The organism is Lactococcus sp. LG1074, from assembly GCF_017309525.1.
In the GTDB taxonomy this organism is placed as follows: Bacteria; Bacillota; Bacilli; order Lactobacillales; family Streptococcaceae; genus Lactococcus; species Lactococcus petauri.
The window spans coordinates 617677-643320 of the sequence record NZ_CP071293.1; the positions used below are offsets into that span (position 1 = coordinate 617677).

At 37.0% G+C, this 25644-nt stretch carries 37 protein-coding genes and 1 tRNA gene; 34 read left to right on the forward strand and 4 right to left on the reverse strand.

Going from position 1 to position 25644, the window contains the following annotated elements; all coding sequences use genetic code 11:
* The first annotated feature begins 163 nt into the window (after window positions 1–163).
* The 4 genes from J0J36_RS02995 (at window position 164) to rplS (ending at window position 3051) form a co-directional block, all read left to right on the forward strand.
* Window positions 164–817, forward strand: coding sequence for a GTP pyrophosphokinase family protein (locus J0J36_RS02995; RefSeq protein WP_019292016.1), 654 nt, complete (start codon window positions 164–166; stop codon window positions 815–817).
* Window positions 817–1212 carry a response regulator transcription factor gene (locus J0J36_RS03000; RefSeq protein WP_019292017.1) on the forward strand — a complete coding sequence of 132 codons (396 nt, stop codon included), beginning with the start codon at window positions 817–819 and terminating at the stop codon, window positions 1210–1212. The genes J0J36_RS02995 and J0J36_RS03000 overlap by 1 nt, the downstream gene beginning before the upstream one ends.
* Before the next feature lie 9 nt (window positions 1213–1221).
* Window positions 1222–2607 (forward strand): cell wall metabolism sensor histidine kinase WalK, encoded by a 1386-nt coding sequence (locus J0J36_RS03005; RefSeq protein WP_019335653.1) that lies wholly within the window; start codon window positions 1222–1224, stop codon window positions 2605–2607.
* A gap of 93 nt (window positions 2608–2700) precedes the next feature.
* Entirely contained in the window at window positions 2701–3051 is a 351-nt protein-coding gene (gene rplS, locus J0J36_RS03010; RefSeq protein WP_004258564.1) for a 50S ribosomal protein L19, read from the forward strand.
* Window positions 3052–3170: 119 nt separating this feature from the next.
* Here the strand turns inward: rplS and J0J36_RS03015 are convergent, their stop codons facing one another.
* From J0J36_RS03015 to J0J36_RS10710, 4 genes are all read right to left on the reverse strand, one after another.
* Entirely contained in the window at window positions 3171–4301 is a 1131-nt protein-coding gene (locus J0J36_RS03015) for a site-specific integrase (RefSeq protein WP_206886743.1), read from the reverse strand.
* 116 nt (window positions 4302–4417) lie between these two features.
* Window positions 4418–4864 (reverse strand): SHOCT domain-containing protein, encoded by a 447-nt coding sequence (locus J0J36_RS10470; RefSeq protein WP_242520636.1) that lies wholly within the window; start codon window positions 4862–4864, stop codon window positions 4418–4420.
* 9 nt (window positions 4865–4873) lie between these two features.
* On the reverse strand, window positions 4874–5440 hold the full coding sequence (locus J0J36_RS03030; protein ID WP_206886744.1) for a hypothetical protein: 567 nt from the start codon (window positions 5438–5440) through the stop codon (window positions 4874–4876).
* A 13-nt stretch (window positions 5441–5453) separates the two neighbouring features.
* Window positions 5454–6089 carry a helix-turn-helix domain-containing protein gene (locus J0J36_RS10710; protein ID WP_370569099.1) on the reverse strand — a complete coding sequence of 212 codons (636 nt, stop codon included), beginning with the start codon at window positions 6087–6089 and terminating at the stop codon, window positions 5454–5456.
* Between the two features lie 300 nt (window positions 6090–6389).
* Between J0J36_RS10710 and J0J36_RS03045 the strand changes: the two genes are divergently transcribed.
* The 30 genes from J0J36_RS03045 (at window position 6390) to J0J36_RS03190 (ending at window position 25644) form a co-directional block, all read left to right on the forward strand.
* Window positions 6390–6581 carry an XRE family transcriptional regulator gene (locus J0J36_RS03045; protein ID WP_206886745.1) on the forward strand — a complete coding sequence of 64 codons (192 nt, stop codon included), beginning with the start codon at window positions 6390–6392 and terminating at the stop codon, window positions 6579–6581.
* Window positions 6582–6593: 12 nt separating this feature from the next.
* Complete coding sequence (locus tag J0J36_RS03050; protein ID WP_206886746.1) at window positions 6594–6827, forward strand: hypothetical protein; 234 nt, start codon at window positions 6594–6596, stop codon at window positions 6825–6827.
* A gap of 17 nt (window positions 6828–6844) precedes the next feature.
* Window positions 6845–7042, forward strand: coding sequence for a hypothetical protein (locus J0J36_RS03055; protein WP_206886747.1), 198 nt, complete (start codon window positions 6845–6847; stop codon window positions 7040–7042).
* A 9-nt stretch (window positions 7043–7051) separates the two neighbouring features.
* On the forward strand, window positions 7052–7339 hold the full coding sequence (locus tag J0J36_RS03060) for a hypothetical protein (RefSeq protein WP_206886748.1): 288 nt from the start codon (window positions 7052–7054) through the stop codon (window positions 7337–7339).
* Between the two features lie 213 nt (window positions 7340–7552).
* Window positions 7553–8833: an AAA family ATPase gene (locus J0J36_RS03065; RefSeq protein ID WP_206886749.1), complete on the forward strand. Its 1281-nt coding sequence runs from the start codon at window positions 7553–7555 to the stop codon at window positions 8831–8833.
* A gap of 10 nt (window positions 8834–8843) precedes the next feature.
* Window positions 8844–9134 carry a DUF4313 domain-containing protein gene (locus tag J0J36_RS03070; RefSeq protein WP_206886750.1) on the forward strand — a complete coding sequence of 97 codons (291 nt, stop codon included), beginning with the start codon at window positions 8844–8846 and terminating at the stop codon, window positions 9132–9134.
* 5 nt (window positions 9135–9139) lie between these two features.
* Entirely contained in the window at window positions 9140–9394 is a 255-nt protein-coding gene (locus J0J36_RS03075) for a hypothetical protein (RefSeq protein ID WP_206886751.1), read from the forward strand.
* Window positions 9387–10433, forward strand: coding sequence for an ATP-binding protein (locus J0J36_RS03080; protein ID WP_242520637.1), 1047 nt, complete (start codon window positions 9387–9389; stop codon window positions 10431–10433). The genes J0J36_RS03075 and J0J36_RS03080 overlap by 8 nt, the downstream gene beginning before the upstream one ends.
* A gap of 18 nt (window positions 10434–10451) precedes the next feature.
* The gene (locus tag J0J36_RS03085; protein ID WP_206886752.1) at window positions 10452–11084 is read left to right on the forward strand and encodes a hypothetical protein; all 633 of its coding nucleotides are present in this window, start codon (window positions 10452–10454) and stop codon (window positions 11082–11084) included.
* An 11-nt stretch (window positions 11085–11095) separates the two neighbouring features.
* Complete coding sequence (locus tag J0J36_RS03090; RefSeq protein WP_206886753.1) at window positions 11096–11512, forward strand: hypothetical protein; 417 nt, start codon at window positions 11096–11098, stop codon at window positions 11510–11512.
* Window positions 11513–11522: 10 nt separating this feature from the next.
* Complete coding sequence (locus J0J36_RS03095) at window positions 11523–12248, forward strand: hypothetical protein (protein WP_206886754.1); 726 nt, start codon at window positions 11523–11525, stop codon at window positions 12246–12248.
* Window positions 12249–12258: 10 nt separating this feature from the next.
* The gene (locus J0J36_RS03100; protein WP_206886755.1) at window positions 12259–13854 is read left to right on the forward strand and encodes a DEAD/DEAH box helicase; all 1596 of its coding nucleotides are present in this window, start codon (window positions 12259–12261) and stop codon (window positions 13852–13854) included.
* Between the two features lie 5 nt (window positions 13855–13859).
* Window positions 13860–16181 carry an AAA family ATPase gene (locus J0J36_RS03105; RefSeq protein WP_206886756.1) on the forward strand — a complete coding sequence of 774 codons (2322 nt, stop codon included), beginning with the start codon at window positions 13860–13862 and terminating at the stop codon, window positions 16179–16181.
* Window positions 16182–16413: 232 nt separating this feature from the next.
* Window positions 16414–16629 carry a hypothetical protein gene (locus J0J36_RS03110; protein WP_206886757.1) on the forward strand — a complete coding sequence of 72 codons (216 nt, stop codon included), beginning with the start codon at window positions 16414–16416 and terminating at the stop codon, window positions 16627–16629.
* A complete protein-coding gene (locus tag J0J36_RS03115) occupies window positions 16619–16852 on the forward strand; it encodes a hypothetical protein (RefSeq protein WP_206886758.1) in 234 nt (77 codons plus the stop codon). The genes J0J36_RS03110 and J0J36_RS03115 overlap by 11 nt, the downstream gene beginning before the upstream one ends.
* Window positions 16833–17282, forward strand: a complete 450-nt coding sequence (locus J0J36_RS03120; RefSeq protein WP_206886759.1) for a hypothetical protein — start codon at window positions 16833–16835, stop codon at window positions 17280–17282. The genes J0J36_RS03115 and J0J36_RS03120 overlap by 20 nt, the downstream gene beginning before the upstream one ends.
* A 1-nt stretch (window position 17283) precedes the next feature.
* A complete protein-coding gene (locus J0J36_RS03125; RefSeq protein WP_004260223.1) occupies window positions 17284–17640 on the forward strand; it encodes a DUF1064 domain-containing protein in 357 nt (118 codons plus the stop codon).
* Window positions 17641–17782: 142 nt separating this feature from the next.
* On the forward strand, window positions 17783–18442 hold the full coding sequence (locus J0J36_RS03130; RefSeq protein ID WP_206886760.1) for a DUF1642 domain-containing protein: 660 nt from the start codon (window positions 17783–17785) through the stop codon (window positions 18440–18442).
* A gap of 232 nt (window positions 18443–18674) precedes the next feature.
* Window positions 18675–18878: a hypothetical protein gene (locus tag J0J36_RS03135; protein ID WP_206886761.1), complete on the forward strand. Its 204-nt coding sequence runs from the start codon at window positions 18675–18677 to the stop codon at window positions 18876–18878.
* Complete coding sequence (locus J0J36_RS03140) at window positions 18868–19023, forward strand: DUF1737 domain-containing protein (RefSeq protein ID WP_206886762.1); 156 nt, start codon at window positions 18868–18870, stop codon at window positions 19021–19023. The genes J0J36_RS03135 and J0J36_RS03140 overlap by 11 nt, the downstream gene beginning before the upstream one ends.
* Window position 19024: 1 nt before the next feature.
* Window positions 19025–19270 (forward strand): hypothetical protein, encoded by a 246-nt coding sequence (locus J0J36_RS03145; protein ID WP_206886763.1) that lies wholly within the window; start codon window positions 19025–19027, stop codon window positions 19268–19270.
* The gene (locus J0J36_RS03150) at window positions 19267–19428 is read left to right on the forward strand and encodes a hypothetical protein (RefSeq protein WP_206886764.1); all 162 of its coding nucleotides are present in this window, start codon (window positions 19267–19269) and stop codon (window positions 19426–19428) included. The genes J0J36_RS03145 and J0J36_RS03150 overlap by 4 nt, the downstream gene beginning before the upstream one ends.
* Window positions 19429–19505: 77 nt before the next feature.
* On the forward strand, window positions 19506–19928 hold the full coding sequence (locus J0J36_RS03155) for a RinA family protein (protein ID WP_165707134.1): 423 nt from the start codon (window positions 19506–19508) through the stop codon (window positions 19926–19928).
* A gap of 177 nt (window positions 19929–20105) precedes the next feature.
* Window positions 20106–20179: transfer RNA gene (locus J0J36_RS03160), tRNA-Pro, on the forward strand.
* A gap of 112 nt (window positions 20180–20291) precedes the next feature.
* On the forward strand, window positions 20292–20741 hold the full coding sequence (locus J0J36_RS03165) for a terminase small subunit (RefSeq protein ID WP_165707133.1): 450 nt from the start codon (window positions 20292–20294) through the stop codon (window positions 20739–20741).
* Window positions 20731–21996, forward strand: coding sequence for a PBSX family phage terminase large subunit (locus tag J0J36_RS03170; RefSeq protein WP_206886765.1), 1266 nt, complete (start codon window positions 20731–20733; stop codon window positions 21994–21996). Before J0J36_RS03165 ends, J0J36_RS03170 begins: the two co-directional genes overlap by 11 nt.
* 3 nt (window positions 21997–21999) lie before the next feature.
* Complete coding sequence (locus tag J0J36_RS03175) at window positions 22000–23427, forward strand: phage portal protein (RefSeq protein ID WP_206886766.1); 1428 nt, start codon at window positions 22000–22002, stop codon at window positions 23425–23427.
* Window positions 23363–25180, forward strand: coding sequence for a minor capsid protein (locus tag J0J36_RS03180; protein WP_206886767.1), 1818 nt, complete (start codon window positions 23363–23365; stop codon window positions 25178–25180). The genes J0J36_RS03175 and J0J36_RS03180 overlap by 65 nt, the downstream gene beginning before the upstream one ends.
* 14 nt (window positions 25181–25194) lie before the next feature.
* A complete protein-coding gene (locus J0J36_RS03185; RefSeq protein ID WP_232621187.1) occupies window positions 25195–25416 on the forward strand; it encodes a hypothetical protein in 222 nt (73 codons plus the stop codon).
* A 54-nt stretch (window positions 25417–25470) separates the two neighbouring features.
* Complete coding sequence (locus J0J36_RS03190; RefSeq protein ID WP_206886768.1) at window positions 25471–25644, forward strand: hypothetical protein; 174 nt, start codon at window positions 25471–25473, stop codon at window positions 25642–25644.

Genomic DNA, 25644 nt, shown 5'->3' on the forward strand with positions numbered 1-25644 from the left:
TATAATTGTATAATTTTAATTATCTTCAAAGGAGCATGGGCTCCTTTCATTTTATTTGCAACCGTAAGTGGGAAGGGAACAGAGTAGTTTCTAAAGCTGATAAATTTCGCAGCCTCTGGTATAATAGACATATGTGAAAACTCTTTCAAGAATGGAAATGAATATGAATAAAGAAATAAAAACGACCCGCTTTGAAGTTGAAGAGTTTGAGAAACTCAAGCGAAATTTGGTGAAATATGAATGTGCTTTGGCAGTCATCATGACAGAGCTTTCTAATCTTAATGCTTATTACAATGCTTATGAACCTGTTAACCCGATAGAACATATCAAGCAAAGAATTAAATCACCAGAAAGTATTGCAGGCAAGTTGAAGAAAAAAGCCTTACCTGTAACGGCAAAAGCAGCTGAAAAAAATCTTTCAGATATAGCCGGTGTAAGAATTATATGTGCTTATGCCAAAAATATTTATGAAATCGTAGAAATCATTAAAAATCAAGAAGCTTTCAATGTGATCAGTGAAAAAGATTATCTTAATCATCCAAAGCCGAGTGGTTATCGTTCTTATCATATGATACTAGAAGTTAATCTTGGCCCGCTTTTTAATAATGAAGCTCGTCGTGTCGAGATACAACTGCGCACATCGGCAATGGACTTTTGGGCGACATTGGAACATAAGGTTCGCTACAAATATGGCGGTGAAATGCCAGATCACTTAAGTAATGAATTGCAAGTATGTGCTGAGCAGATTCACGCATTAGATAATCGAATGTATTTGATTCATGAACTGGTAGACATGATTAATGAGGAGGAAATATAATGAGTAAAACAATATATATTGCGGATGACGATGATAATATTCGCTTAGCAATCAAAGCTTTTTTGGAAAAAGAAGATTTTAAAGTAGAGGACTTCTCAACTGGTGATCATCTCTTAGAGCGTTTTAATGAAGAGCCAAGTGATTTTGTTATTTTAGATGTGATGATGCCTGGCTCTAACGGATTTACAATCTTGAAAGCTTTACGTGCACAAAGTATCGTACCCATTATTATGTTGACAGCTCGAGACAGTGACTTAGACTATGCGACAGGATTGGATTTGGGCAGTGATGATTACTTCACTAAGCCTTTCAGTCCGATGGAGTTGGTGATGCGTGTTAAAGCTATTTTCCGTCGAATCGAGTTTGAAAAACAAAAAAATGAAGAAGCAGAGTAAGGAGCGATGATGATTAGGAGAAAACCTCTCAGCATCAAGACGCGCTTGCTTCTGACAAATATTGGTTTTGTCTTCTTTGCTTTTCTGTGGATTATCCTCATTTTTAATATCTTGATAAACAGCTATATTAGCAATTCGGCCTCACGGCAGTTATCTCAAGTCAGGATTTATCAAGCACAAGTTACTCCACCCTCAGGAAGTACCTCTGCGGACTTAGAAGATGCACCTCGTGGAAGCTTTAATACTCACCCCGTTGCTTTTAATATCAATGATAATTATGAAGTACAGGATTTGGAAAAAGTTGGTAACTTTGAGAGAGAGACAGCAAATAATATCGCACAAGCTTTAAAAAATCAAAAAGTTCCACTGAGTAAGGTAAAAAATTATCGTCTGGATACGTCAGGAAGTACCTTTTATATTGAAACCATTCGTCAAAGTTCTGGAGAGTATCAAGTCCTATATGTGGATATCACCGGGATTATTAATTTTACAAACTCAGTTAACCTGTTCTTGGTCTCTGTTGCCCTAGCTGTCATTGTCATCCTTAGTCTAGCCGTTACTTTTGTAACGCAGCGCTTGATTAAGCCTTTATCAATTTTAGCGAAATTTGCGACACGTATTGGCCAAGGAGATTTTACTGAATATCAAGGAACATTTCAGGACCGTGAGTTGGCTACTTTAGCACATAATATGAATGTTGCTGCTCGGCAATTGGATCATAACGATAAAAACCAAAAACTCTTCTTTCAAAATGCCTCGCATGAACTTCGGACCCCTTTAATGGCAATAAAAAGTTATGCTGAGGGGATTTCCTATGAGGTGATGGATCCCAAAAAGGCAAGTGAGACAATACTTTATGAGACCGATCGTATGAGTGAGCTAGTAGAAGATCTTCTAACTCTCTCACGCTTAGACAGCCTAAGTGTGCATCAAGAGCTTGTTTACCAAGATGTTCGTCTAATCATGAAAGATATTGCGAAAGAGCAAGAGATATTTGCTGAGCAAAAAGGCATTAAAATTACAACAGTTTTTGATAAAAAAGCGGTGATTCTTACTTGTGATTATAAAGCTTTACGACGAGCAATAAGTAATCTAGTTTCCAATGCTATGCGGTATGTCGAAACAGAAATTGTACTTACCTGTACAAAAAAAGATGGTGCAGTGGTGATTTCGGTTGCTAATGATGGGAGTGGAATTGATCCAGAGACTTTGCCACATATCTTCGAGCGTTTTTATAAAGGTGCTGGTGGCGTTCATGGAATTGGTTTAGCGATTGTCCAAACGATAGTCGAACAACACCAAGGGGAGGTATCTGTTGAAAGTGATGAACACCAAACGACTTTTACAATGACTTTTACTAAAAACCCAAAGAAAGCTCTTGAAAAGAAAGCATAAATTTGGTAGAATGTTATAAGTGCCAATTTGGCATAAATAAAACTGTTTATCCGCTGGGCCAATGGCTTTATTGATGAGCAAAAGGAGAAAAAAATGTCTATTTCATTGATCGATTCTATCAATGCAGGTCAACTTCGTTCAGATATCCCTGAATTCCGCGCTGGAGACACTGTACGTGTTCACGCTAAAGTTGTCGAAGGAACTCGCGAACGTATCCAAATGTTCGAAGGTGTTGTTATTGCACGTAAAGGTTCTGGTATCTCAGAAACTTACACTGTTCGTAAAATCTCAAACGGTGTTGGTGTAGAACGTATCTTCCCACTTCACACTCCACGTGTTGAAAAAATCGAAGTTATCCGTCACGGTCGTGTGCGTCGTGCTAAACTTTACTACTTGCGTGCATTGCAAGGTAAAGCGGCTCGTATCCCAGAACGTCGTAAATAATTTTGACTTGTCTAACCGCTCTGTTGAGCGGTTTTTCTTTTTGTTTTAATGACTTAGAAAAGACATGGAATTATTGTAATTAAAAAAAGGGGGCAAAAAGGGGGCAATTAAAAAACTCACTAGAGTAGTTCTAGTAAGTTTTTTGTTTTTTCTTTCATTCTTCCAGTTATGTGTAAATAAATATCTTGTGTTATTCCGCTATTTTCATGCCCTACCCTTTTTTGAATTTCGTATATCGGAACACCTATTTCTGCTAACTTTGAAACGTGGGTGTGCCTAAAAATATGTGTGGAAATTCTTTTATCTTCTGGAAATCCCATTCGTTCCTTATGTTGTCTGAAATAGGTGTTAAGCGCTGAGACTTGAATTGGAGTTCCCTTTGAAGTGGAGAATAGGAAATCACTATCTTTTGAAAGTTTTAGCGCCTCATAATAAATTTCCACGGCTTTTGAACTTAAATCAACTTCACGGACACCGGCTTTAGTTTTTGTTTCATTGGACTTACTCTGTTCTGCTATATTTTTTCCATGATATTCTAGTGTTCCATTTACTTTACAGTATTGTTCGTTTTCAGTAATAACTATATCTGTCTTCTTCATAGCAAGTCCCTCTCCACCTCTAAGTCCATTTAGATATAACCATTGGCAAAGAAGATAATAACGATAATTGTGTTCCTTCAAATATGACATGAATCTTTCCAGTTCATCATCTTCGAAAAAGAAATCATTGACCTTTGTAGTTGCTTTCTTTTTCCTTGGAATTTTCATATTTTCAACTGGATTTGATTTTAAATGGCCATGTGTGATTGCAAAATCAAATATCTTATTTAATCGACTTTTTAAAGTAGTGGCATAACTTTGTGAAATACCATCTTCTTGAAACATCAATTCTTCAATTTTTTTATTTAAAAATATTGGTGTTATTTTATGTACAATCGTATCTGTACCTATTATTTCCTTAAGAAGTCCAAGGTGAGACTCTACAGAAACAAGTGTGCTAGATCTTATTTGATGTTTATATACATCCAGCCATTTTTCAGTTAATTTCTCAAATGTTATTGAAATGATTTCTTTATTTTCATCAGACTGTTTTTTTGCAATTTTAGAAAGTAATATTTTTTGGGCTTTACTTCTCGTCTCACGGGTGTTTTTTGGGAAAGTTGTTGATACTTTCTTTTTTTTACCTGTGAGATTATCAATATATTGTTCGCAGTATTTAAATTTACCATTTGGCGTTGTTTCTACCCACATTTGATTTCTACTCCTTTTTTCTGTAAAATAGAGTACAAGAAAACTTCACGTAAACCGTGTTGTTTCTGTACTAGATCTAAAGTCGCCCCACAGTCGCCAAACTTGGGCGGCTTTTTTTATTTACTTAGAAATGTTCTGCCGCAATCATTACAATACCATTCATTTTTACCAGATTTACCAGAAAAACCAGCAACGGTAGCAGCAGTTGTGTTTCCACCTAATATATTACCTGCGGCAAATTTTTTGAATGAAAAACCTTTTTTCTTATTTTGCATGAATTGTACATTTTGGCTTTTGCAATATGTGCAAGAAATAGGGCTATTTTTAACTTCTTTTTTCTTTTGAATTTTTTTTGCCATTTCTTCAATACGCTGTTGTTTAGCATTTGATGGTTTGCCAAAGCCAATATATTTGATGTTATTGTCTGAAGTTTCTTCAACAGCATTGTCATTAGAAGTATTTAAAAGTTTTGATTTTTGTAAATCAAACTCTTCTTGACTAATTACACCTTGTTCCTGTAATGCTTTTAATTTTATTAATTCATCAGCAACGGAAATATCCATTTTTTCTCCTTATATAGCACGGTTATGTTTTAACCAATTAAATCGGTATTCTTCTATAAAAGATTTTACAATACACTCCCATTTATAGTCAATCTGGCAAGCATCCATAATTTTATAAATGTTCCAATATTCAGGATCTTCTTCGCTATGATCTAAATATTCGTCTACTTGAGTATGAATCTCTTCTTTGTCCCAATCCTTTATTTTGGATTTTAGAATAATAATTTTTGTTAGTTTATCAGGGCAATTTGTAATTTCGATAAATTGTGAAATACTTTCAGAAGTTCCCCCGTTTTTTTCAAATACTTCCCATAGTAAAAGTATAGCTTCTCTATTTGTCCTTTTTTCTTGTGGGCTTGTAGTATCGCATTCACCAAGTCGATATACATCTTGATGTAATATATGTACCAATTCATGAGCTAACTTAAATGGTGTGACAATTGAAGGATTAACCATCATTAATCCTCGCTTGACATTTGTTGCAGCATCAATTGGAAAGTCAATATTAAATGTTATTTCAATCTTTTCATTCTCAATTCGAGAAATAAGGGACTCTATTAAATCCTGTCTTTTCATAGAGACCTCCGTTTTAATCTGTTAATTTATCGGCATAGATTGCAAATAACATTTTCTTAACATCATCACTAATAGGTTTTCCATCAAAAGAAACCCACTCATTCCAGTCAATACTAGGGTCATCCCAAGAAGTTGGTTTTTTCTCGCTAATAACTTTTTTCAAGTCTATAGGTTTAGATTCAGACTCTTCTTTAAGTTTAATAACTTCCACTCCGTGAGCAATTAATTCATCAATAAAAAATTGTTCAATACGAAATGCAGTGTATTGTTTACTTTTTGAGTTATGTTCGCTATCTCTATTAAATGAATTCAGGACTTTTGATTTAGAAAAATCAATATCTCTTAATAAATCTTGATCTACAGATTCCAAGTTTTTAGTCTTGATTTCAAACTGTCCATTACTGTGCTTTATTGTATTAACAGAAAAAGGAACGCTATCAAATTTATAATCTGCTTTATTTTCTCGTCCAAGTAAGTAGTCTACAGTAACGTGAAAATAATCAGCGAGCTTCTCTAAGGTCTGCCCATTTGGAGTTTTATTTTTGAGGCTATAAAGATAATTTTCACTAAAATTTAAATCATCGGTTACTTGCCTTAAAGTTTTTCCTCTTTTATCTGCTAAAATTTTTATTCGTTCTAATACAGTCATATCAAGCTTTCCTCACTTATCTTTAAAAAAACATACAAAAAAATATAGTTTAACTCTTGACAGAACCTACAAAAAAGTATAGAATTGGTTTTGTAAGATAAAACTAGCTTATTTACTAGCTAAATACCTCTATAAAATAAAGTAAACAGCTTCCCGGCAGATTTATATTTGTTTTAATAGGGCTTTTAACTATGCTTTCATTCTATACTTTTTTGTAGTGTGTGTCAAGAGTGAACTGTGAAAAAAGCTAGTTTATCTTAAATAATTATCTAGTAAATTAGCTAGTAGAAAGGTGAGCAAATGCCAGAAACAGTAACTGGACGTGAAAAAATCCTCAAATTCATTGAGGACAATGGGGTTCTGCAAATTGATTTAGCAACTCAGTATGGGATTACTTCAGGAGACTTTGCAGACATAATGACAGGGAAAGACACCTCTCCTAGAGCAAATAGAGTAATCCTGAAAATCATCAGTGATTTTAAAATTCGATAAAAAGGAGGTTGTATGTCACTTAATTTAGCTGATGAAAATTGGTTAACAAAGACTCAGTTTAAATCAGAGTTTGGTTTAGGAGAATCTTCTTACCAGACAAGGATTAAAAAGATGACTGCTGGCGACTCTGAGTTTAAACATGGATATGCCAAAGTTAGTAATAAAGAGGTGTACATTAACAAGGAAGTATATAACGCTTGGAGGAGTTCTGAGGCTGAAAAAAATATCTTCTGGGTTGATTACTAGAAAAGAAGGAATTAAAAATGAACAAAACAAAATTTTATGCAGTACTTACTGCTAAACGCAAACAACTGGATCCAGACACAAAGAAAACTGTGCCGGTAAAAAAAGACTTCATTGTAGGATTAGTTCAATCTATGCGAATCAATGCACGCAACGAAGCGGAAGCCATTGCTAAGCGTTCAAAAATGAAGCTTACTGGAATTCATTTATATAAGTAAGGAGCAAAGATGGCATTTATAACTAAACAACGACTTGCTGAGTTGGAACTTAAGGAAAGCCAATTTGAACATCTTAGACACAAGTATCAAGAGCAACAAATTGAACTTGAAATTCGCAAGCGTAACGACTTCAGCCGTGAGAACATGATCAATTACCGTGAAAATATGGTAGTTCATGAAGAACCAGATACAGGCCGGAAGGTACGTGAATTTACAACAACTTTAAAAACAGTTGTAGAAGATGAAGAAGAAACTCTTGCCGATTATTTAGAAAATAGTCCGTTCATAGGAAAATAAAAAGAGCTTAGAAGTAACTAGGAGCGGGATAAGGAGAAAGTATGTCAACAATACTAAGTATAGCGATACTTGTTGTCAATCTGATTAATCTAATTGTGCTTGTGAGAATCAACAATGGATAAATTAAAAATAAAAAGCTCACTTTGCAGAGTGAGCTGGGTAGAATATTTTGGAATGATTCTACTCTGATTATATCAAAAATTCGGAGGAAACATGATTAAAATCAATAAACTTGAAATTGAAAATGTAAAACGGGTTAAAGCAGTAAAGCTTGAACCTACAAAAAATGGCCTAACAATCATTGGCGGTCGTAATGGTCAAGGTAAAACTTCTATTCTTGACTCTATCGCCTGGGCACTTGGCGGGAATAAGCACAAACCTAGCCAACCACATCGCGAAGGTAGCGTGTTACCACCTAGCTTGCACATTGTTATGAGCAACGGTCTAGAAGTCCGCAGAGATGGAAAGAATAGCGATTTGAAAGTTATTGATCCAAGTGGTAATAAAGCCGGCCAACAATTGCTCAATGGATTTGTTGAAGAGCTGGCGATTAACCTTCCAAAGTTTATGGAAGCATCAAATACGGATAAGGCAAAGACCTTACTTCAAATTATCGGTGTAGGTGAACAATTAGCAATCCTTGAGCAAAAAGAGAAAGAACTCTACAGTGAACGCCACATGATTGGGCAGATTGCGGATCAGAAACAGAAGTTTGCGGATGAACAAATCTATTATCCAGAAGCCCCTAAAGAGCCTGTCAGCGCTTCAGAACTTATTCAGCAACAACAAGCTATTCTTGCTAAAAACGCTGAAAATGGACGAATTAGAGGGCAGCGAGATAGCTTGAAACAAAGACAAGCTGAACTAGATTCCGAAATTGCTCGATTAATTGAAGAAAAAGCCAAAGTTGATCAACAGCTTATTATTGCCGAAAAATCAGCATTAGATTTGCATGATGAATCAACTGAAGAACTTGAACAAAATATCCAACAAGTAGACGAAACTAATCGTAAAGTTCGGGCCAATCTTGATAAAGACAAAGCCAATGAAGATGCCCAAGGTTATAAAAATCAGTATCTTGAACTTGATGAAGCTATTGCCAACGTTCGTCGAGATATGAAAAAACTTCTTGATGATGCGGACCTTCCTCTTCCTGGTCTCTCTGTTTCTGAAGGAGAACTTCTCTATAATGGCCAACGCTGGGACAACATGTCTGGAGCTGAACAACTCAAAGTATCAACAGCTATTGTACGTAAACTGAAGCCTGAGTGCGGATTTATCTTGATTGATAAGTTAGAGCAGATGGATGTAGAAACGCTTGAAGAGTTTGGCCAATGGCTTGAACAAGAGCAGCTGCAAGCTATCGCAACACGAGTTTCAACTGGTGACGAGTGCTCAATTATTATCTCTGACGGTTACGGCGAGGAAGTAGAACAAACAGCACATAAGAATGTCTTGCCAGTTCCGCCAGAAGCACCTAAATATCAATTTTGAGGAGTAGAAAATGAATAGGATTATAACCTTTGATGGCAACCAATTAGTTCTGACTAAAACGACTTATACCCATGATCAAAGTCTAGCAGTAGCTGCAGAAACTCAGAGTAAAGAACTCTATGCAGTGCTAACTGTCAATCTTGATTTTCCAGTATTTGATAACAGCCAGTTTTTTGATATTAACATGTACAAAGGTAAGGAATTACTGGAGTTGTTGGTGAAAGAAGGAATTGTAGAAAAAACTGGCATGGAGTTAAGAAGTGGGTTTGTAACTTATCCAATGGTTATTTGGAATTTATAGGAGGAATGATGGGTCTAGAAAAATTAGTTCTAAGCAATCCTAGCAATATAAAAGTAATTGAAAATTCAATGGCCAGATGGGAAAGTGCAAAAGTAAGAGTTATGCAATGCTCTGAAATTACACACAGAGGAAAGCATTCCTCAGGAGGGAGGCGTTGGAAAATTGTTGACGGAGACGGAAAACTTTTAGATAACGCTCAAGGGTATGGATTTAAAGGACCATACAATGCTCAAAGAGTTATTGATTACATGAATGGATGAAAGGACAATTATGAGTTTTAACATTACAAGCGGTCCAACTGCTACCGCTCAAAAAGTAGTTTTGTATGGAGTCGAGGGAATTGGTAAATCAACCTTTGCTTCACAATTCCCATCACCTATCTTTATTGATACTGAGGGATCTACAGCAAATATGAATGTCCATCGGATGGATAAGCCCACAAGCTGGCAAATGTTAATGGATGAAGTGAATTACATTAAGCAAACACATATGTGTGAAACTTTGATTATTGATACAGCGGACTGGGCTGAAACACTTGCCAATCAGGCTGTTATTGCAAGTGACATCAATGCACAGTCCATTGAAGACTTTGGCTATGGTAAAGGCTACACCATGGTAAAAGAGAAATTTGGAAAGCTCCTTAATCTTTTATCTGAACTTACCGATGCTGGTATTAATGTGGTTGTTACAGCTCATGCAGATATTAAGAAATTTGAAAAGCCTGACGAGATGGGAGCATTTGACCGCTACCAGCTTAAGCTTTCCAAACAGTGTGCACCTTTGTTAAAAGAATGGGCGGACATGGTGCTATTTGCTAACTATGAAACCACAATTGTTACTGATAGCAAAACAAAATCCAAAAAAGCGACGGGTGGTAAACGTGTTATGTTCACTACACATCATCCAGCATGGGATGCTAAGAATCGTCATGGATTACCTGATCAATTGCCGTTTGAATTTGCTGCAATCGCTCATATCTTTCAAAAGGCTGCTCCAGTTCAACAACCTGTGACTGAACAGATTCCACCAGAACAAGTTGCACCTACGGTTGAAACACCTCAAGAAAACCAATTTTCTCGCGATCCAATTACCATTGATCCCGCAATTCCCCAAGAATTAGCTCAACTTATGATGGCTAATGAAGTAACTGAAGAGGAAATTCGCGCACTGGTAGCTGAAAAAGGATTTAAACCCCTTGAAATGCCAATTCGTGATTATCCTTCAGACCTTATCCAAGGTGGATTAGTTGCACAGTGGGATAAGATTTTCGCAGAAATTAAATCTAAAAGAGTTTATTAAAAAAAGGAGAACAAACAAATGAATAACGATATGGAAATTTTAGGCTGGGATGATGAAGTAGAAGAAGGAAGCCCCTTCGTCCTATTACCAGAAGGAGAATATCCTTTTGTGATTACCAACTTGGAAAAAGGAATTTATGAAAAGCCAGCAAACCGCGAAAGTAAAATTCCTGCTAATGCCCCTAAAGCTACGGTAACGATTGAAATTCAAGCACCAACTGGTGAAACAACTACTTTGACAGAGAATTTTTATCTTTACAAAAAAATGCAGTGGAAAATCAATCAATTCTTTACTTCAATTGGAGCACCTAAAAATGCAGAAGGTAAGGTAAAAATGAACTGGGGCACAGTCTTGGGTGCACGTGGAAAAGCTAAAATCATTGTCAATAATTATAAGGATCGTTCGGGTAATGATGCTCAAAGTAACCGAATTGACAGTTTCCTTGAACCAGAAACACCAAGTTATCAAAATACAGCCTCTAATACAGCCCCTCAAGGCCAACAAATGCCACAACAAAACTACCAACAACCCCCAATGCAACAACAGCCAACTCCTGGTATGCAACAGCAACAACAAGGAAATGTGGCGCCATTCCCAGGTAATACTGCAGCCCCTCAAGGCCAACAACAAGCCCCTGGATACAACTTTTAAGGAGAATTGCAATGCAAAAAATTGATTTAAATTTAAGTAGCCTTGCTTCTGGTGGGGTACAAGAAAACTTTGATATGGAAGTTAAAAAGCTTCTCGAAAATGTTCAAGATCCAAATACAGATGCTGAAAAACCTCGCAAATTAGTAATGACTTTAACTCTTCAACCAGATGAGTCACGCGAGTTGATTAAGCTTGATAGCCAAATCAAACTGACTATGGCTCCAACTAAATCAGTCACTACAAATCTTATCGCTGGTTTAAATCAAAGCGGCGAAGTTGAAGCGCAAGAGTTGAAGTCTGGTGCAAAAGGTCAAATGTACTTTGATGAAGAAGCAACGGTTCGTACAGATACAGGGGTACCTGTTGAAGAGATTGAAGCAGAAACAAAACAAGATGTAATTGACTTACAAAAACAAAAGAAAGCATAGGTAAACAAACATGACATTATCAAAAGAAGCAATCCAACAAATTCAAGAAACAGTAATCTTGCCAGAAAATCGTCACGTTATTATTGATGGCCGTTCATTCACTATTGACAAAGATGGGATTCCTTATGAGGTCCATCGTCAACAAGTTCAGTCTGTTGTCCTCAGTACATTGACATCAATGGTTGACTTTATCAAAAATATCGACTTTGAAACAGAAGAAAAGCTTTATTTAAATATTGAAGGACCACAGGAAGTGAAGCTTTATAGTTCCCTTCAGTCTGACAATGAACGTGATACTTTAGCACACGTTAAAGCAATTACACCAGCTATTGACTTTGACCGTTTCAAATTAGCTGAAGATATGGTTATTGAGCTTCAAGCCAAATTTTTACCAACTGATGACCGTGATCTTCTTTTACAAGTTCTTGGAAATCTTAAAGAAGAGAACGTGAAAAATCTTGGTGATGATGGGGTATCTCAAAGTGTGACTATAAAAAAAGGTGTGGCAAGCTTGCAAGATGTTAAGGTACCAAACCCTGTAAGCCTTGCACCATTCCGCACCTTCCATGAAGTGAAACAACCTGAATCACCTTTTATCTTTCGCATGAAAGAAGGGGGACTAGGAGCTTTATTTGAAGCTGATGCCCGCGCTTGGAAAATTGATGCCATTCAAAATATTAAAGCTTTCTTTGAAGAACAGCTTGAAGGAATGGAACAAATTATTATTTTGGCTTAGGAGGTTATCAATGGAATTACGTCCATACCAAAAAGAAGCCAATCAAAAAATCAAGGAAGAATGGGCGAGTGGCGTTAATAGAACGCTGCTCGTTCTTCCTACCGGGCTAGGAAAAACAGTTACCTTTTCTGATTTAACAAAAGATTTAGTGAGTGAAGGCGAACGGGTCCTAATTATGGCCCATCGAGGTGAACTCTTAGACCAAGCTGCAGACAAGCTCTATAAAGTAACAGGATTAAGAGCTGCAGTTGAAAAAGCTGACCAGACCGCAAAAAATACGTTTTATAGTGTGACTGTGGGAAGTGTTCAAACTCTTATGCGTGAGAAACGCTTAGAGCAGTTTCCAAAAGATTACTATGACACGATCATTGTTGATGAAGCTCACCATGTGCTGGCATCCAGTTATCAAAAAGTATTTTCTTACTTTGACCAAGCAAAAGTTTTGGGCGTAACTGCAACAGCGGACCGGACAGACAAGAAAAATCTTGGGACCTTCTTTGAGTCTTTGGCTTATGAGTACAGCTTACCGGATGCAATAAAAAATAAATACTTGTCCCCAATGAAGGCTTTGACTATTCCTTTAAAAATTGACTTGTCGGCAGTTTCAATGTCAGCTGGTGATTTTAAGGCAAGTGAAGTTGGAAGTGCTTTGGACCCTTATCTTTATCAGATTGCAGACGAAATGATTAAACATTGTCGAGATAGAAAGACAGTTGTTTTCCTACCCTTGGTTGCGACTTCTAAAAAGTTCAGAGATATTCTAAACGAAAAAGGGTTTAGAGCTGCAGAAGTAAATGGAGAATCTAAAGACCGTGCAGAAGTTCTTAAAGACTTTGACGATGGGAAATACAACGTTTTGTGTAACTCAATGCTGCTTACTGAGGGCTGGGATTCACCAGAAGTTGATTGTGTGATCATGTTAAGGCCAACAAAATCGCGCCCCCTCTATGTTCAATGTATTGGGCGAGGCCTTCGACTTGCGGAAGGAAAAGAAGATTGCTTAATCTTAGACTTCCTCTGGCACACTGAACGTCATGAGTTGGTACATCCGGCTCACTTGGTTGCTAAAGATGAAGAAGTTGCGAAAAAAATGACTGAGAAAATGGCTGAATTGGAAGATGAAGCAGAGCCAATTCCATTTGACTTGGAAGAAGTCGCAGAAATTGCAGAAGGTGAAGTTGTCCAGGATCGTGAAAATTCACTTGCAGAGCAGTTAGCAGCAATGAAAAAACGCAAAAGACAACTTGTGGATCCTTTGCAATTTGAAATGTCCATTCAAGCAGAAGACTTGGTAAATTATGCACCGTCCTTTGGTTGGGAAATGGCACCGGCTTCAGATAAACAAATTGCAGCCCTTGAAAAATTTGGGATTTTCCCAGAAGAAATTGAAAATGCAGGCAAGGCTAAAATCTTGCTGGATAAATTGAACAAACGAAAAATGTCGGGTCTGACTACACCTAAACAAATTCGTTTCTTGGAAAAGAAAGGTTTCCACCATGTGGGAACTTGGCAGTTCGATAAAGCACGTAAGCTTATTGACAGAATCGCTGGCAATGGCTGGCGGGTTCCAGCGGATATTAACCCTAGCCAATATACAGGAGTTTAATATAAATGGAAGAAAAATTTGACTTGATACCTCTTTTAGAATTTATCCCCCCAGCATCACTTGATTATACAGAGTGGGTGTCGGTTGGTATGGCCTTGAAGCATGAGGGATATGGTTTTGAAACATGGGATCTTTGGTCCCAAGCTGATTCACGATATAACCCAAATGAAATGGAAACTAAGTGGAATTCACTTGGCCACAATGGTGGGACACCAGTAACTGGGGCTTTTATCACAATGAAAGCGAAAGAAGGTGGCTGGCAACCTCGTCAATATAAAGGAGATGACGGAAATGAATTTCTTGGTTGGGATGATGAAGTAAGTGCAGCACAAGAATATAAATTTATTGATAAGTCTTGGGTTGAAGGTCAAGAAATCCGAGAGCCGGATCATTGGGATCCTATTGAGCAATTAAAAACTTACATCCAAACTCTCTTCAAAAATGATGATTATATTGGCTATGTGGTTGACTCTTGGTTACGTGATGATGGGAAATATTCTGTCAGTGGTAAAGGTAACTACACGCGGACTGCAGAAGAAGTACTCAATCAATTAGAAAAGTACAAAAATGAAAAAGACCTAGGTTTTATTGTAGGAGATTCTAACCCTGAGGCCGGTGCTTGGATTCGTTTCAATCCTTTAGATGGTAAAGGTGTTAAAAATGATAACGTCACAGAGTTCAAATATGCTTTGGTAGAATCGGATAATTTGAGTATTGATAAGCAAAATGCAATCATGCGTGAGCTTGAATTACCCATTGCAACGCTTGTTTATTCTGGTGGAAAATCAGTACATGCCATTGTAAAGATTGATGCTAAAGATAAAAATGAATACCGTGACCGCGTAGAGTACCTCTATAAAATTTGTAACAAGAATGGTCTGCAGGTTGATAGTCAAAATAAAAATCCGTCTCGACTTTCCAGAATGCCTGGTATCATCCGCGGAGAACATAAACAGTTTCTTATTGATACAAATATAGGTAAATCAGATTGGGAAGAGTGGCAAACATGGATTGAAGACTTGAATGATGATTTACCAGAATTCGAAAGTCTCGCCGAAATGTTTGAAGAAGACCCACCACTTGCCCCCGTTCTGATTGACAACGTACTGCGCCGCGGGCATAAAATGCTCATTGCTGGACCGTCTAAAGCTGGGAAATCTTTTGCGCTCATGGAAATGTGCATTGCAATTGCGGAAGGTATTCCTTGGTTTGGATTCAACTGTGAACGCGGAAAAGTTCTCTATATCAATATGGAGCTTGATCGACCTTCCGCTTACAAACGATTTAAAGATATTTATCGAGGTATGGGGTTACGTCCGGACCATGTCAGCAATATTCATATTTGGAACATGCGTGGCCATTCAATTCCAATGGATAAGTTGACACCAAAACTTATCAGACGTGCACAAAAAGAAAAATTTGATGCCGTCATTATTGACCCGATTTACAAAGTATTGACAGGGTCGGAAAACGATGCGGAGCAAATGGCTAAGTTTACCAATAACTTTGACAAAGTAGCTGCGGAACTTGGAACATCTGTTATTTACTGTCACCATCACTCAAAAGGGGCTCAAGGCGGAAAATCTTCTATGGACCGCAGTTCTGGTTCTGGTGTATTTGCCCGGGATCCTGATGCAATTCTTGACTTGATTGAGCTTGAAGTTACGGACAATCTTCGTAAAATGCAAGAAGGACGTGCAACAGCGAACTTCTATGCAGAGAAAATTAGAAATGAAAATCCAACATATTTGAGTGAGATTGGGCAAGATGATTTCTTGTCGGCAGCAGCTATGCGAGAACATTTAGGAAAAGCACTTGGTAAAGACCGTGCATGGAACATCTCTGGATTTGAACTTGGTGAAGTTACAAGGAAAGTTGAATTAATGACAGCGTGGAGACTTGAAGGAACGCTTCGTGAGTTTCCGAAGTTTATCCCAGTTGATATGTGGTTTGATTATCCTCTACATCGATTTGATGATTCTGAAGTTTTGAAAGATTTGCATCCTGTGGGTTATGAAGAGCCCAAAAAAACAAAGAAGCAAAATAAATCTTCTAATTCATCAAAGACAGACAAAGAACCAAAACTAACTGATGAGCAAAAATTTCAACAAGCTTTTGATGTTTTAAATGTTTTGGGAACTAACAAAATTGATGTTCAAGAAATGATTCATATGTTAGGAGAGTACAAACCGGGTAAATTATACTCAGAAACTACTATTAAAAATAAGGCCGGTAAATACGATGGATTTAAATATGAAAACGGGTTTGTTATTTTAGAAAATGAGAAAAATAAAGATGTCAGCCCTAGCCTTGACAATAAAAAATAAAAGAAGAGTGCTCAGGGCTTAAAAGTTACAGCCTTATTACAGCCTTAGAGCCTTGAAAAAATCAAAAATACTTGTGGGCTCAAGTATACCAACGGTTTGAGGAGTATTAGCACTATCCCTACTAACTAGGAGTCGTTTACACTCCCTAGTAGTAGGGTGAAGGGCAAACTACTCAAAATGCTGGGCTGAGTAGTAAGCGGAAAATGAGAAAGAAAATAAGAGAAAAAATAAGATGTTAAAAACAAAAATCGTATATGTTGTATGTCAAGGTGATTCAGATAAAGAATCGGAGGATCTTGACAATGAATTAAACTTAATCCGCAATAAAGGGGTTGAAATTGTTGACGTTAAACCTTACCTTGATACAAGTATTGATGAAGAATTTGACGAACCTAATCGAGGTTATAATTTCTTAGTTCTTTATAAGGATAAGCCAGATGGACTATGAAAAATTTTTCAACGATGTAAAAAATTGGATTTTAGAATGTAATTCTCAAGCGGTGAAGTTGGGTTTCGGAAATACTGAATTCTGGGACTGGGCTGTGATGTCACTTGGAGAGTTATCAACAAAATATGACAATCAACCGCTGGTCATGGCTCAAACAAATATGTTGCTTGACTGGCTAGAAGATACCTGGGAGGGTGTGAAAAATGGAAATTGTATTGAATAAATGTTTTGGCGGATTTAGTGTATCACATGAAGCAATCATGCGATATGGTGAACTTAAAAGAATTGAAATTGGACTCTATACTAATATTAAAAGTCAAGGTGATTCTGCCATCTATCGACGTATTACAGATGAAGAATTTGAAAAAATCAGTGAGTGGGATATTTATTATGTCATTAACCCACCAGAAGGAGAGACATTCGAAGTGCATTATGATGATGGAGACATCATAGATTTTCTCAGTAAATATAACTTTGAAGAACATCGTGCAGAACCAGAATTCATCCAAACTGTAGAAGAACTGGGTGAACTTGCTAATGGGCGTTTTGCAAATTTGAAAGTTGTAGAGATTCCAGATGGTGCAAGTTATGAAATAAGTGATTATGATGGGATTGAAACTGCACATTATGGTTTCCAAACAGGGAGTGTGTAACATGGCTCATAAATACGGTGCAAAGAAAGTAACTGTTGATGGAATTACCTTTGACAGTAAAGCTGAAAGTATTTACTATCAACTGCACAAGGATGATCCCAACATGAAAATGCAAGAGAAATTTGTTCTGATGGACAAGTTCCGCTTGAATGGGAAAGCATATCGAGAGATTGCATATAAACCAGATTTTACTTTCTATGATGAAGAAGGCAACTTGATAAAAGTAATCGATGTAAAAGGTATGATCTTACCGGAGTTCAAAATTAAAGCAAAACTCTTTGCCAATCGTTATGGGATTCCAATTACGATTGCTAAAAAAGTTGCACGAAAAGATGAATTTACAGAAAAGGTGATGTGATGGCGAATTGCAAATATTGTGGTCAAGTTCATCCGGTGCCCGTGTACTATACGACTTGCCAGAGTTGCGGTATAAAAGTACCGTTCAAAGAAGCAAAAGAAAAAGGACACGTTACTTTTTGTAAGGCGTGCCTGGAGGTGAGATGATGAAGAAGTTTGAAGAAGAAGTAAAAAGACCAGTAATTGGCATTGAACAAAGCAGTATTAAACCATCTTTAGGGAAAGCAATTGAATTTTATACCGGAAAGGTTAAAGAATATCATAATGCTTTTAACGAGATGAATAAATATATTGATGGTTTAGAGGCTCAGTTAGATTACTACAAAAAAGATAAACGCTTTGAAGTAATGGCTGAAGAGATACTTTCTCTCAAATCCCAGCTCGCAAAGCAACAGCCAGAGATTCCAGAGTTTGTGGCGACTGAAATTGAACGATTGAAAAATGATGGTGCTAAAACACTAAGCGAATTATACAGTGCAGACATTAAATGGCTGACATACGGAACGACTTATCTTAACGGAAACGATTTGAAGCTTGCTGAATGGTTTTATGATAATACAGAAACATTTGAATTAGCTTTTATCTACGGCTACACAGTCGCCAAGGAGAAGCGCTACGAAGTGGTTTTCTTGGAAGATGATACCACTAGGCAGATTTTGATGGAAAATAACGCAGGATATCATTTTATAGAGGAAGAAGATGAGAATTATGGTTATTGGAAGCAGGATTTCACTGAAATGGAAATTAAAGCAGTCAACGAGAAATATTGGGCATTTGCTGTGCCTGTAGAGGAAGAAGTATGAAATGTGACAACTGCAATATAGACATGGACTATGACGGTGTTTTAGACATGGGTTGTGGGTGTTGTGGCATTAAATATTATAAATGTCCTCAATGTGGGGCAGTAAAAACAAAAGAATATTGAGGTGGAAGAATGAAATGTGCAGTATGCAATCGTGAATTTGATGAAGAAGTTGAGAAAGTTTGGGGCGGAAATATCTGTGTAGAATGTGCTGATAAATGGGAGGAAGAAACATGAACCCAGAAATAAGTGAGATGTTTGACTTAATTGCTGAGCATGATGAACTGGATTGCCCACTCAATCCATGTCCGCTTAGAAAAGCAGCAGTTGATAGAATCAAGGAAATCAGCGCCATACTTAACCCACAGATTCCAGAAAAATACGCAAGCATGAGCCGTGATGAAATTTTAGGAGGGATTGGACAGTATGAAATATAGAGTATTAGAGGGTGAGTACACCTATAAATTAGCAGAAAAAGTAAATGAACTTATTGCAAAAGGTTGGAAGCCTCAGGGAGGAGTTACTGCTTATTCGCATGGCATGTCAACATATTACTGCCAAGCTATGATATTAGGAGATTAGTATGAAAACAAAGCTGCAAATCATGCGTGAGAAGGCAGGTATGACTATTGAGGAGGTGTCTTTACTTGCTATACGTATTCCTCCTAGAAATCCAATACTTCCAGAACAAATGGTTCATAAAAGTTTTTGCGAAGATTTGATTGCTCTTGAGAAGGTTGGAGTTAGTCGAATGAAAAACAGTAGGTTATACAGGGTTGCTCAAGTATATGGCTGCTCAGTAAACGAATTGAGGGAGGATAAGAAATGAATTTAATAGTAACGGCATCCTTGGTTATTACAGCAATATTCTCTTTGCTGAACTTTGGGCAACTGAGTAATATTTTGAATGAACTGAAAAAGTTTAATAAAAGTACAGAAAATCAAAAAGTTCTTGTAGAAATTGTAGAAAATTTGACAAGAAAATAACAAAAAAAGCCCGCTGGCAACGGGCTTAGCAATTAATACTTTCTATCTAAATTATACCATATAAGGAGGTTAAAGTTTTGGCTGATAAGTTAGATAGGATTATTGGAGATTATGTTAATGGCCGATTAGATGCTAAGTTAAAATCTATTGAGAGTAGGTATCTTTACCGACAAAAAGTAGATAATTTAGGAATACGCACAGCTTATTCTGGAGGTTCTGAGCCTTTAAGTAATGTCTTAAATAAAGAAGCATTGGAAAATGATGAAGAGTTAATCAGATTAAAAGAGCTGATAAGGCAAATAAATATCTGGTACCTACCATTAATTGAGGTAGAGAAGGAAGTAATCAAATTAAAATGTGAAGGTTACAATGGTCGATACTGGTATCAAGTGATGCAAGAATTAGATGATAGAGGGTTTGATATAGCACAGAAAAAAGCAAAAGGTGCTTACTATAAATTTAGAAATGATATTCATCCCTTTGTTATTCACTTGATTTGAGGGGACAAAATTGACAAAAAAAGACTCGAAATTGGCAAAAAAAGGAACTTCAACCTCAATTTTCGGTGCTATACTTGTATTATGAACAATTCAGCAGAACGCTATCATGGTAAGTCTCGGTGAGTCAAAAAGTGCTGAAATTGTTCAAACGTTGCTGGACGGTAAAACCAGCGTTTTCGGAATATAGGCTAGCTTGGTAAGTCACTCCGTCTGGGCCGGAGAGAGCGTTGGTTCAAATCCAACTATTCCGATAGCAGGTACTTACAGGGAGTGCCTGACTCTAGAAAATACTTATAAACACTATCCTGTTGAAGCTGTCAGAAATGGCGGCTTTTTAAATACTTATAGGGAGGAGGGATCCATATGACAGACAAGCAACAGATATTTGCTGATGAATATTTGAAAGATTTGAATGGCACCAGAGCCTATAAAGTCGCGTATCCTAACGTTAAAAAAGATTCAGTTGCAGCTGCGGCTGCTGCAAGAATGTTAAGAAATGTTAAGGTTAAAGCCTATATAGATGAACAGCTTGAAAAAATGCACAATGCAAGGACGGCTGATGCACAGGAAGTTTTAGAGTATTTGGCTTCAGTAATGCGTGGAGAGTCACTCTCAACGGTAGTTCAGACTGAGTTTGTTGGTGATGGAATAAGTGAAACTAAACTTATAGAAAAGCCACCAGATGAAAAAGAACGCCTTAAAGCTGCAGAGCTTTTAGGTAAACGTCATGCCCTCTTCACAGATAAGACAGATATAAGTGTTATGAAGCCGGTAACTATTGTTAAAGGAGAACCAAAAAAATATGAGCAATGAGATTGAAGTTAACTACAACGATCTGATTGCTCCTCCTTTTCGTCCTATTAGTCAAGATATCCTGGCAGATGGTCATAAACATTACTGGCTGAATGGTGGACGTGGATCAACAAAATCTTCTTTTGTTTCACTTGAAGTTGTAAGCGGGATGATGGACAACAGAGATTATAATGCTGTAGTTATCCGTAAGACAGAGAATGGGATAGGTGATACAGTATTTGCTCAATACCTTTGGGCAATTGATGCGCTGGGAGTTGGTCATTTATGGAAAGAAACTAAAAGTCCATACAAGCTTACTTATTTACCGTTGGGAAATTCAATCGTATTCAAAGGATTAGATAAGCCTAGAAAATTAAAGTCTACTAAGTTTCGACATGGTTATGCTAAATATATTCACTTTGAAGAGGTGGACGAATTGCGAAGCATGGCAGAGATTCGAAATGTTAACCAGTCCCTGGCACGTGGTGGTGCAAATCAAATGTTCTTCTATACATACAACCCACCCAAATCTATTACAAACTGGGTTAATGGACATGTACAGACACAAGTAGGCCGAAAGAATACGCTTATTCATTCTTCAACTTATCTTGATGTGCCACCCGAATGGCTAGGAGATACTTTCATTGAAGAAGCAGAGTACTTGAAGGAAGTAAATCAAAAAGTATATGAACATGAGTATTTAGGTATTGTTACAGGTACTGGTGCTGAAGTATTTCCAAATGTCAAGGCACGCACAATTACTAAAGAAGAGTATGACAGTTTTGATAAGATACATCGAGGCTTGGACTTTGGTTTTGCTGCGGATCCACTTGCTTATGTTGCAACTTATTATGACAAGCCTAGAAAGAGGCTTTTTTTCTTGGATGAAATTTATCAGACCAGACTTGGTAATGATGAAGCGGTTCGGAAAATCAAGAACCTTAATCCATTGAATGAGCCTGTCTTTGCAGATAGTGCAGAACCGCGCACGATTGGTGAGTTTAAAAATATGGGATTGAATATCCGTCCAGCACGTAAAGGGCGGGGATCTATTGAACATGGGATCAAGTGGCTACAAGACTTGTCAGAAATAGTTATTGATCCAAAGCGCACGCCGAATGTGTTGAGAGAATTCTCAGGGTATGAACTTGAAGAAGATAAATGGGGCAACCTTAAAGGAAGCTATCCAGATAAAGATAACCACAGTATAGATGCCACTCGTTATGCTTTAGAGCAATTGAGCAAACCTGGTGGAATGTCAGTATTTAAGGAGTAAAGAATGGACGTACAAAAAGCAATATATTTGTATAAACGTGCAGACTTTGATGTAAAAGTCAGAGAATCGCACAAGAAATACAGAAAAGCTTTGAAGTATTATCTTAATGAAAATGATATTACTAAGCCCAACGGGGGCAAGAGCAAGGTAGATGGTAAGAAAGATGAGCGTGAACAGCTTTTACGTAAATCAGATAGTCGTGTAAGTAACAACTATCACCAACTTTTGGTTGATCAAAAAGCAAGTTATGTTGGTGCCACAGTTCCTGTATTTGATGTTAAAAATGAGGACCTGAATAAAATTATTAATACTGAGCTAGGAGATAAATTTCCACGTACAGTGCATCGTTTAATAATTGATTCCTCTAACGCAGGTGATGCATGGCTTCATGTCTGGAATGATGAGGAAGAGGGAAACAAATTCAAATACGCTATTGTAGCTCCAGATGAACTAACTCCCATCTACAACAATGACATTGAGAAAAAGATTATTGCAGTTCGTAGAGAGTACTCACAGATTGACGAAGAATCTGGGGAGCCATATACATTCGTTGAATTTTGGACAAAAGAAGAAGCATCTTTCTTCAAGTTCAAATCAACTTATGACGAAATGATAGAGAACAATTGCATTAGGACATTTGATAAAACGGCATTGATTGGTGGCGATAATGTCAATGTTTTAAAGCATGGTTTTGATGGTATTCCCTTCATTCGATTCCCTAATAATCAACTTCACACTAGCGATCTTGATAAGTATAAAGGTCTTATTGATGTTTACGATAAAGTTTATAACGGATTTGTAAATGATGTTGAGGACGTGCAAGAAGTAATCCTTGTGCTCACTAACTACGGTGGTACAGACCTCAATCAGTTCATGGAAGAATTGAATAAATACAAGGCAATTAAACGGGATAGTTATGGTGATGGTGATAAATCTGGTGTTGATACACTGACAATTGATATTCCGGTTGAAGCACGTAATATTTTATTGGATAAGACACTTGATTCAATCTTTGTTCAAGGACAAGGAGTTAACCCTACTAAACTTGAAAAGCTTGGAAATAATAGCGGTGTTGCTCTTAAAATGCTTTATGGCTTGCTTGAATTAAAAGCAAGTGCTTTAGAGTCGGAGTATAGGGTTGGCTTTAATCGCTTGATTCACTTTATTTTACAATCCAAAGGAAAAGACCAGGATGACTTGGAAATCATTCAAACATGGGAGCGCTCAAGCATTCAGAATGAGCAAGAAAAAGCTGATATGGTAGCGAAGCTTGGTGATGTGACAAGTAAGCAGAATATCGCTAAAAACAATCCGCTTGTTGAAGATTGGAAAGAAGAGTTGGAGCTACAAGAGGAGCAAGATCCGTATGAAGAAAAAGCTAAGTTATTGGCAGAAAAGGTATCTGAAGACGAAACAACTCCAACTGAGTAAGGCTGAAGCTTATGAAAAAGAATATGCTAAAAGACTGAAAGAGACCCAGAAGCTTATTGAGCAGGAAATTGACTCCTGGTGTAAGAAATACGCAAAAAAAGATGGAACAATTGATCCAATCGATGCGAAAAAACTTCTCAAAGGTTCAGAATTAAAGGATTTTAAATATTCTTTAGCAGAGTGGGAGCGAATGGCCAAACAAGGTGGTTTTAATCATGAGATGGACCTTGAGTATTATAGAAGCCGCGTGAGCAGACTGCAAGCCCTACAGTTGCAAGTAACTGGTTTAATGGGTAAACAGACTGCTGGGGATGTAAAGAGCCTAGAAGGGCTCCTCAAAGGCTCATATAATGATACCTATTATCGTAATATATATAATTCTCAAGCTGTAAAAGGTAAGTTCAGTTCTAACTTTGCCCATGTAGATGATAAGAAGTTAAGTGCAGTCATTCATTCTGGGTGGAAAGGTTCAAATTTCAGTACTAGGCTTTGGGGGAATGCAACACATACCTTACCAAAGACTTTATCTGAAACACTCTTCAGAGGAATAGCTTTAGGCTATGGTCCGGATAGGCTCACTCAAATGGCCCGTGTGAAATTAAAAGATTTTTCAGAAAATCAGATACATAGACTCGTAACAACTGAAGCAGCACACATTGTAGAACAAGCAACACTGGATTCTTACAAAGAAACGGGGCTTGAAAAGTATGAATATTTAGCAACTCTTGAATCACACACTTGCGAAGTATGCGGTAAGCTGGATGGGCAAGTGATGGAAGTTTCTAAACAAGAAACCGGGACAAATTACCCACCTATCCACCCCTATTGTCGTTGTACTACTGTTCCTTGGGATAAATGGTTTGAAGAAAATGACATCAAGAGATGGTCCAGAAATGAAGAAACTGGGAAAGGCAAATCTATTGATGATATGTCCTACAGTAAGTGGAAGGAAGATGTATTTGGCAAAGATGATAAGACAAAAGATAGTGTAATTACTGATTCATTAAAATCTGAAAAGGTAGACAAAGTTAAACCAGCTTCTTTGAAAGGTTTGACTGATGAATTCCTAAATGAAAAACGTGAAGAATCAAGGTTAAAAGCTGGGCGAGTTAATGCTAAAAAATATGATGCTCAAAGTGATTCCTTTGCGAAGCTGACCAATGAAGCTTCTATGAGAATAAGAATTTCAGATATTGGATTTAGAAGAGCAGTAGAAAGCGGAAATCTTAAAAGTTGTCATGAATTTGGGGACGACTTCGCTAAAGGGCGAATAAGGATTGAAAAAACTTTATTTAATTTGCCAGAAAATATTAAGAGAAGCGAAATGCCCAAATATGGCTATCTTTCAGATTCTGATGATTTATTTGAAAAGAAAGCAAGTCATTCAGTTTTAGGTTATGGGGACATTACCATTGAGTTAGATGATAGTGTTCGAAAACGCACGACTTATACCATTAACGATAGCTTAGTTAACAAAAGAGGTTTGATAACATCTGCTACACCAGTAGGTACAAAGCCAACTTACAATGGTATCAAAGAGAAAGCTATTGGGGAAATTAACAGTATCTCAGAATTTTTAAATTCAAATAAAAAAACAAATCGTTATATTGAAGCTCAATATCATGGAGATTTAACTTTTAAAAATGACGTGAAGAGAATCATTGTACCAGATAAAAGCTATTTAGATAAACTTTCTAAAGAATTTGAACAGCTAAAAAATATGGGAATTGAAGTACTAGTTGCTCCCAAATAATATGGAGGTATATTTTGAAAATACTATATTATTCCTATGATGGAGAATTTGAATCACTTAACTTCATCATCAAAAAAGAAAATAAATTCTATCATTACTATTTTGACGGTGATAGAAATGTTGTTGAAGAAATTATAGCTCCCGAAGAGGTTTTAAGATTCAATCCATACATGGATAAATATCATAAAGGAAATCTTCCGGATGTGGTTCTCGAAAAAATTGAAACGCTACTATAAAAATTAAGCACCAGCAAGCGATAGGTGCTTTTCTTATGCTCAAAGGAGGGCGTTATGTCATTAGATGATTGGTTAAAACTATGCCAGATATTATCATATGTGAACTTAATCATTTTTTTTACAACAGGAACTATATTCCTTATTATTAAGTGGATCTATGATGTTAAAATACTGAAACTGAAATACTTAAAAGAAAAAGAACCCGATGAATGGGTTGAGGAGAAATAA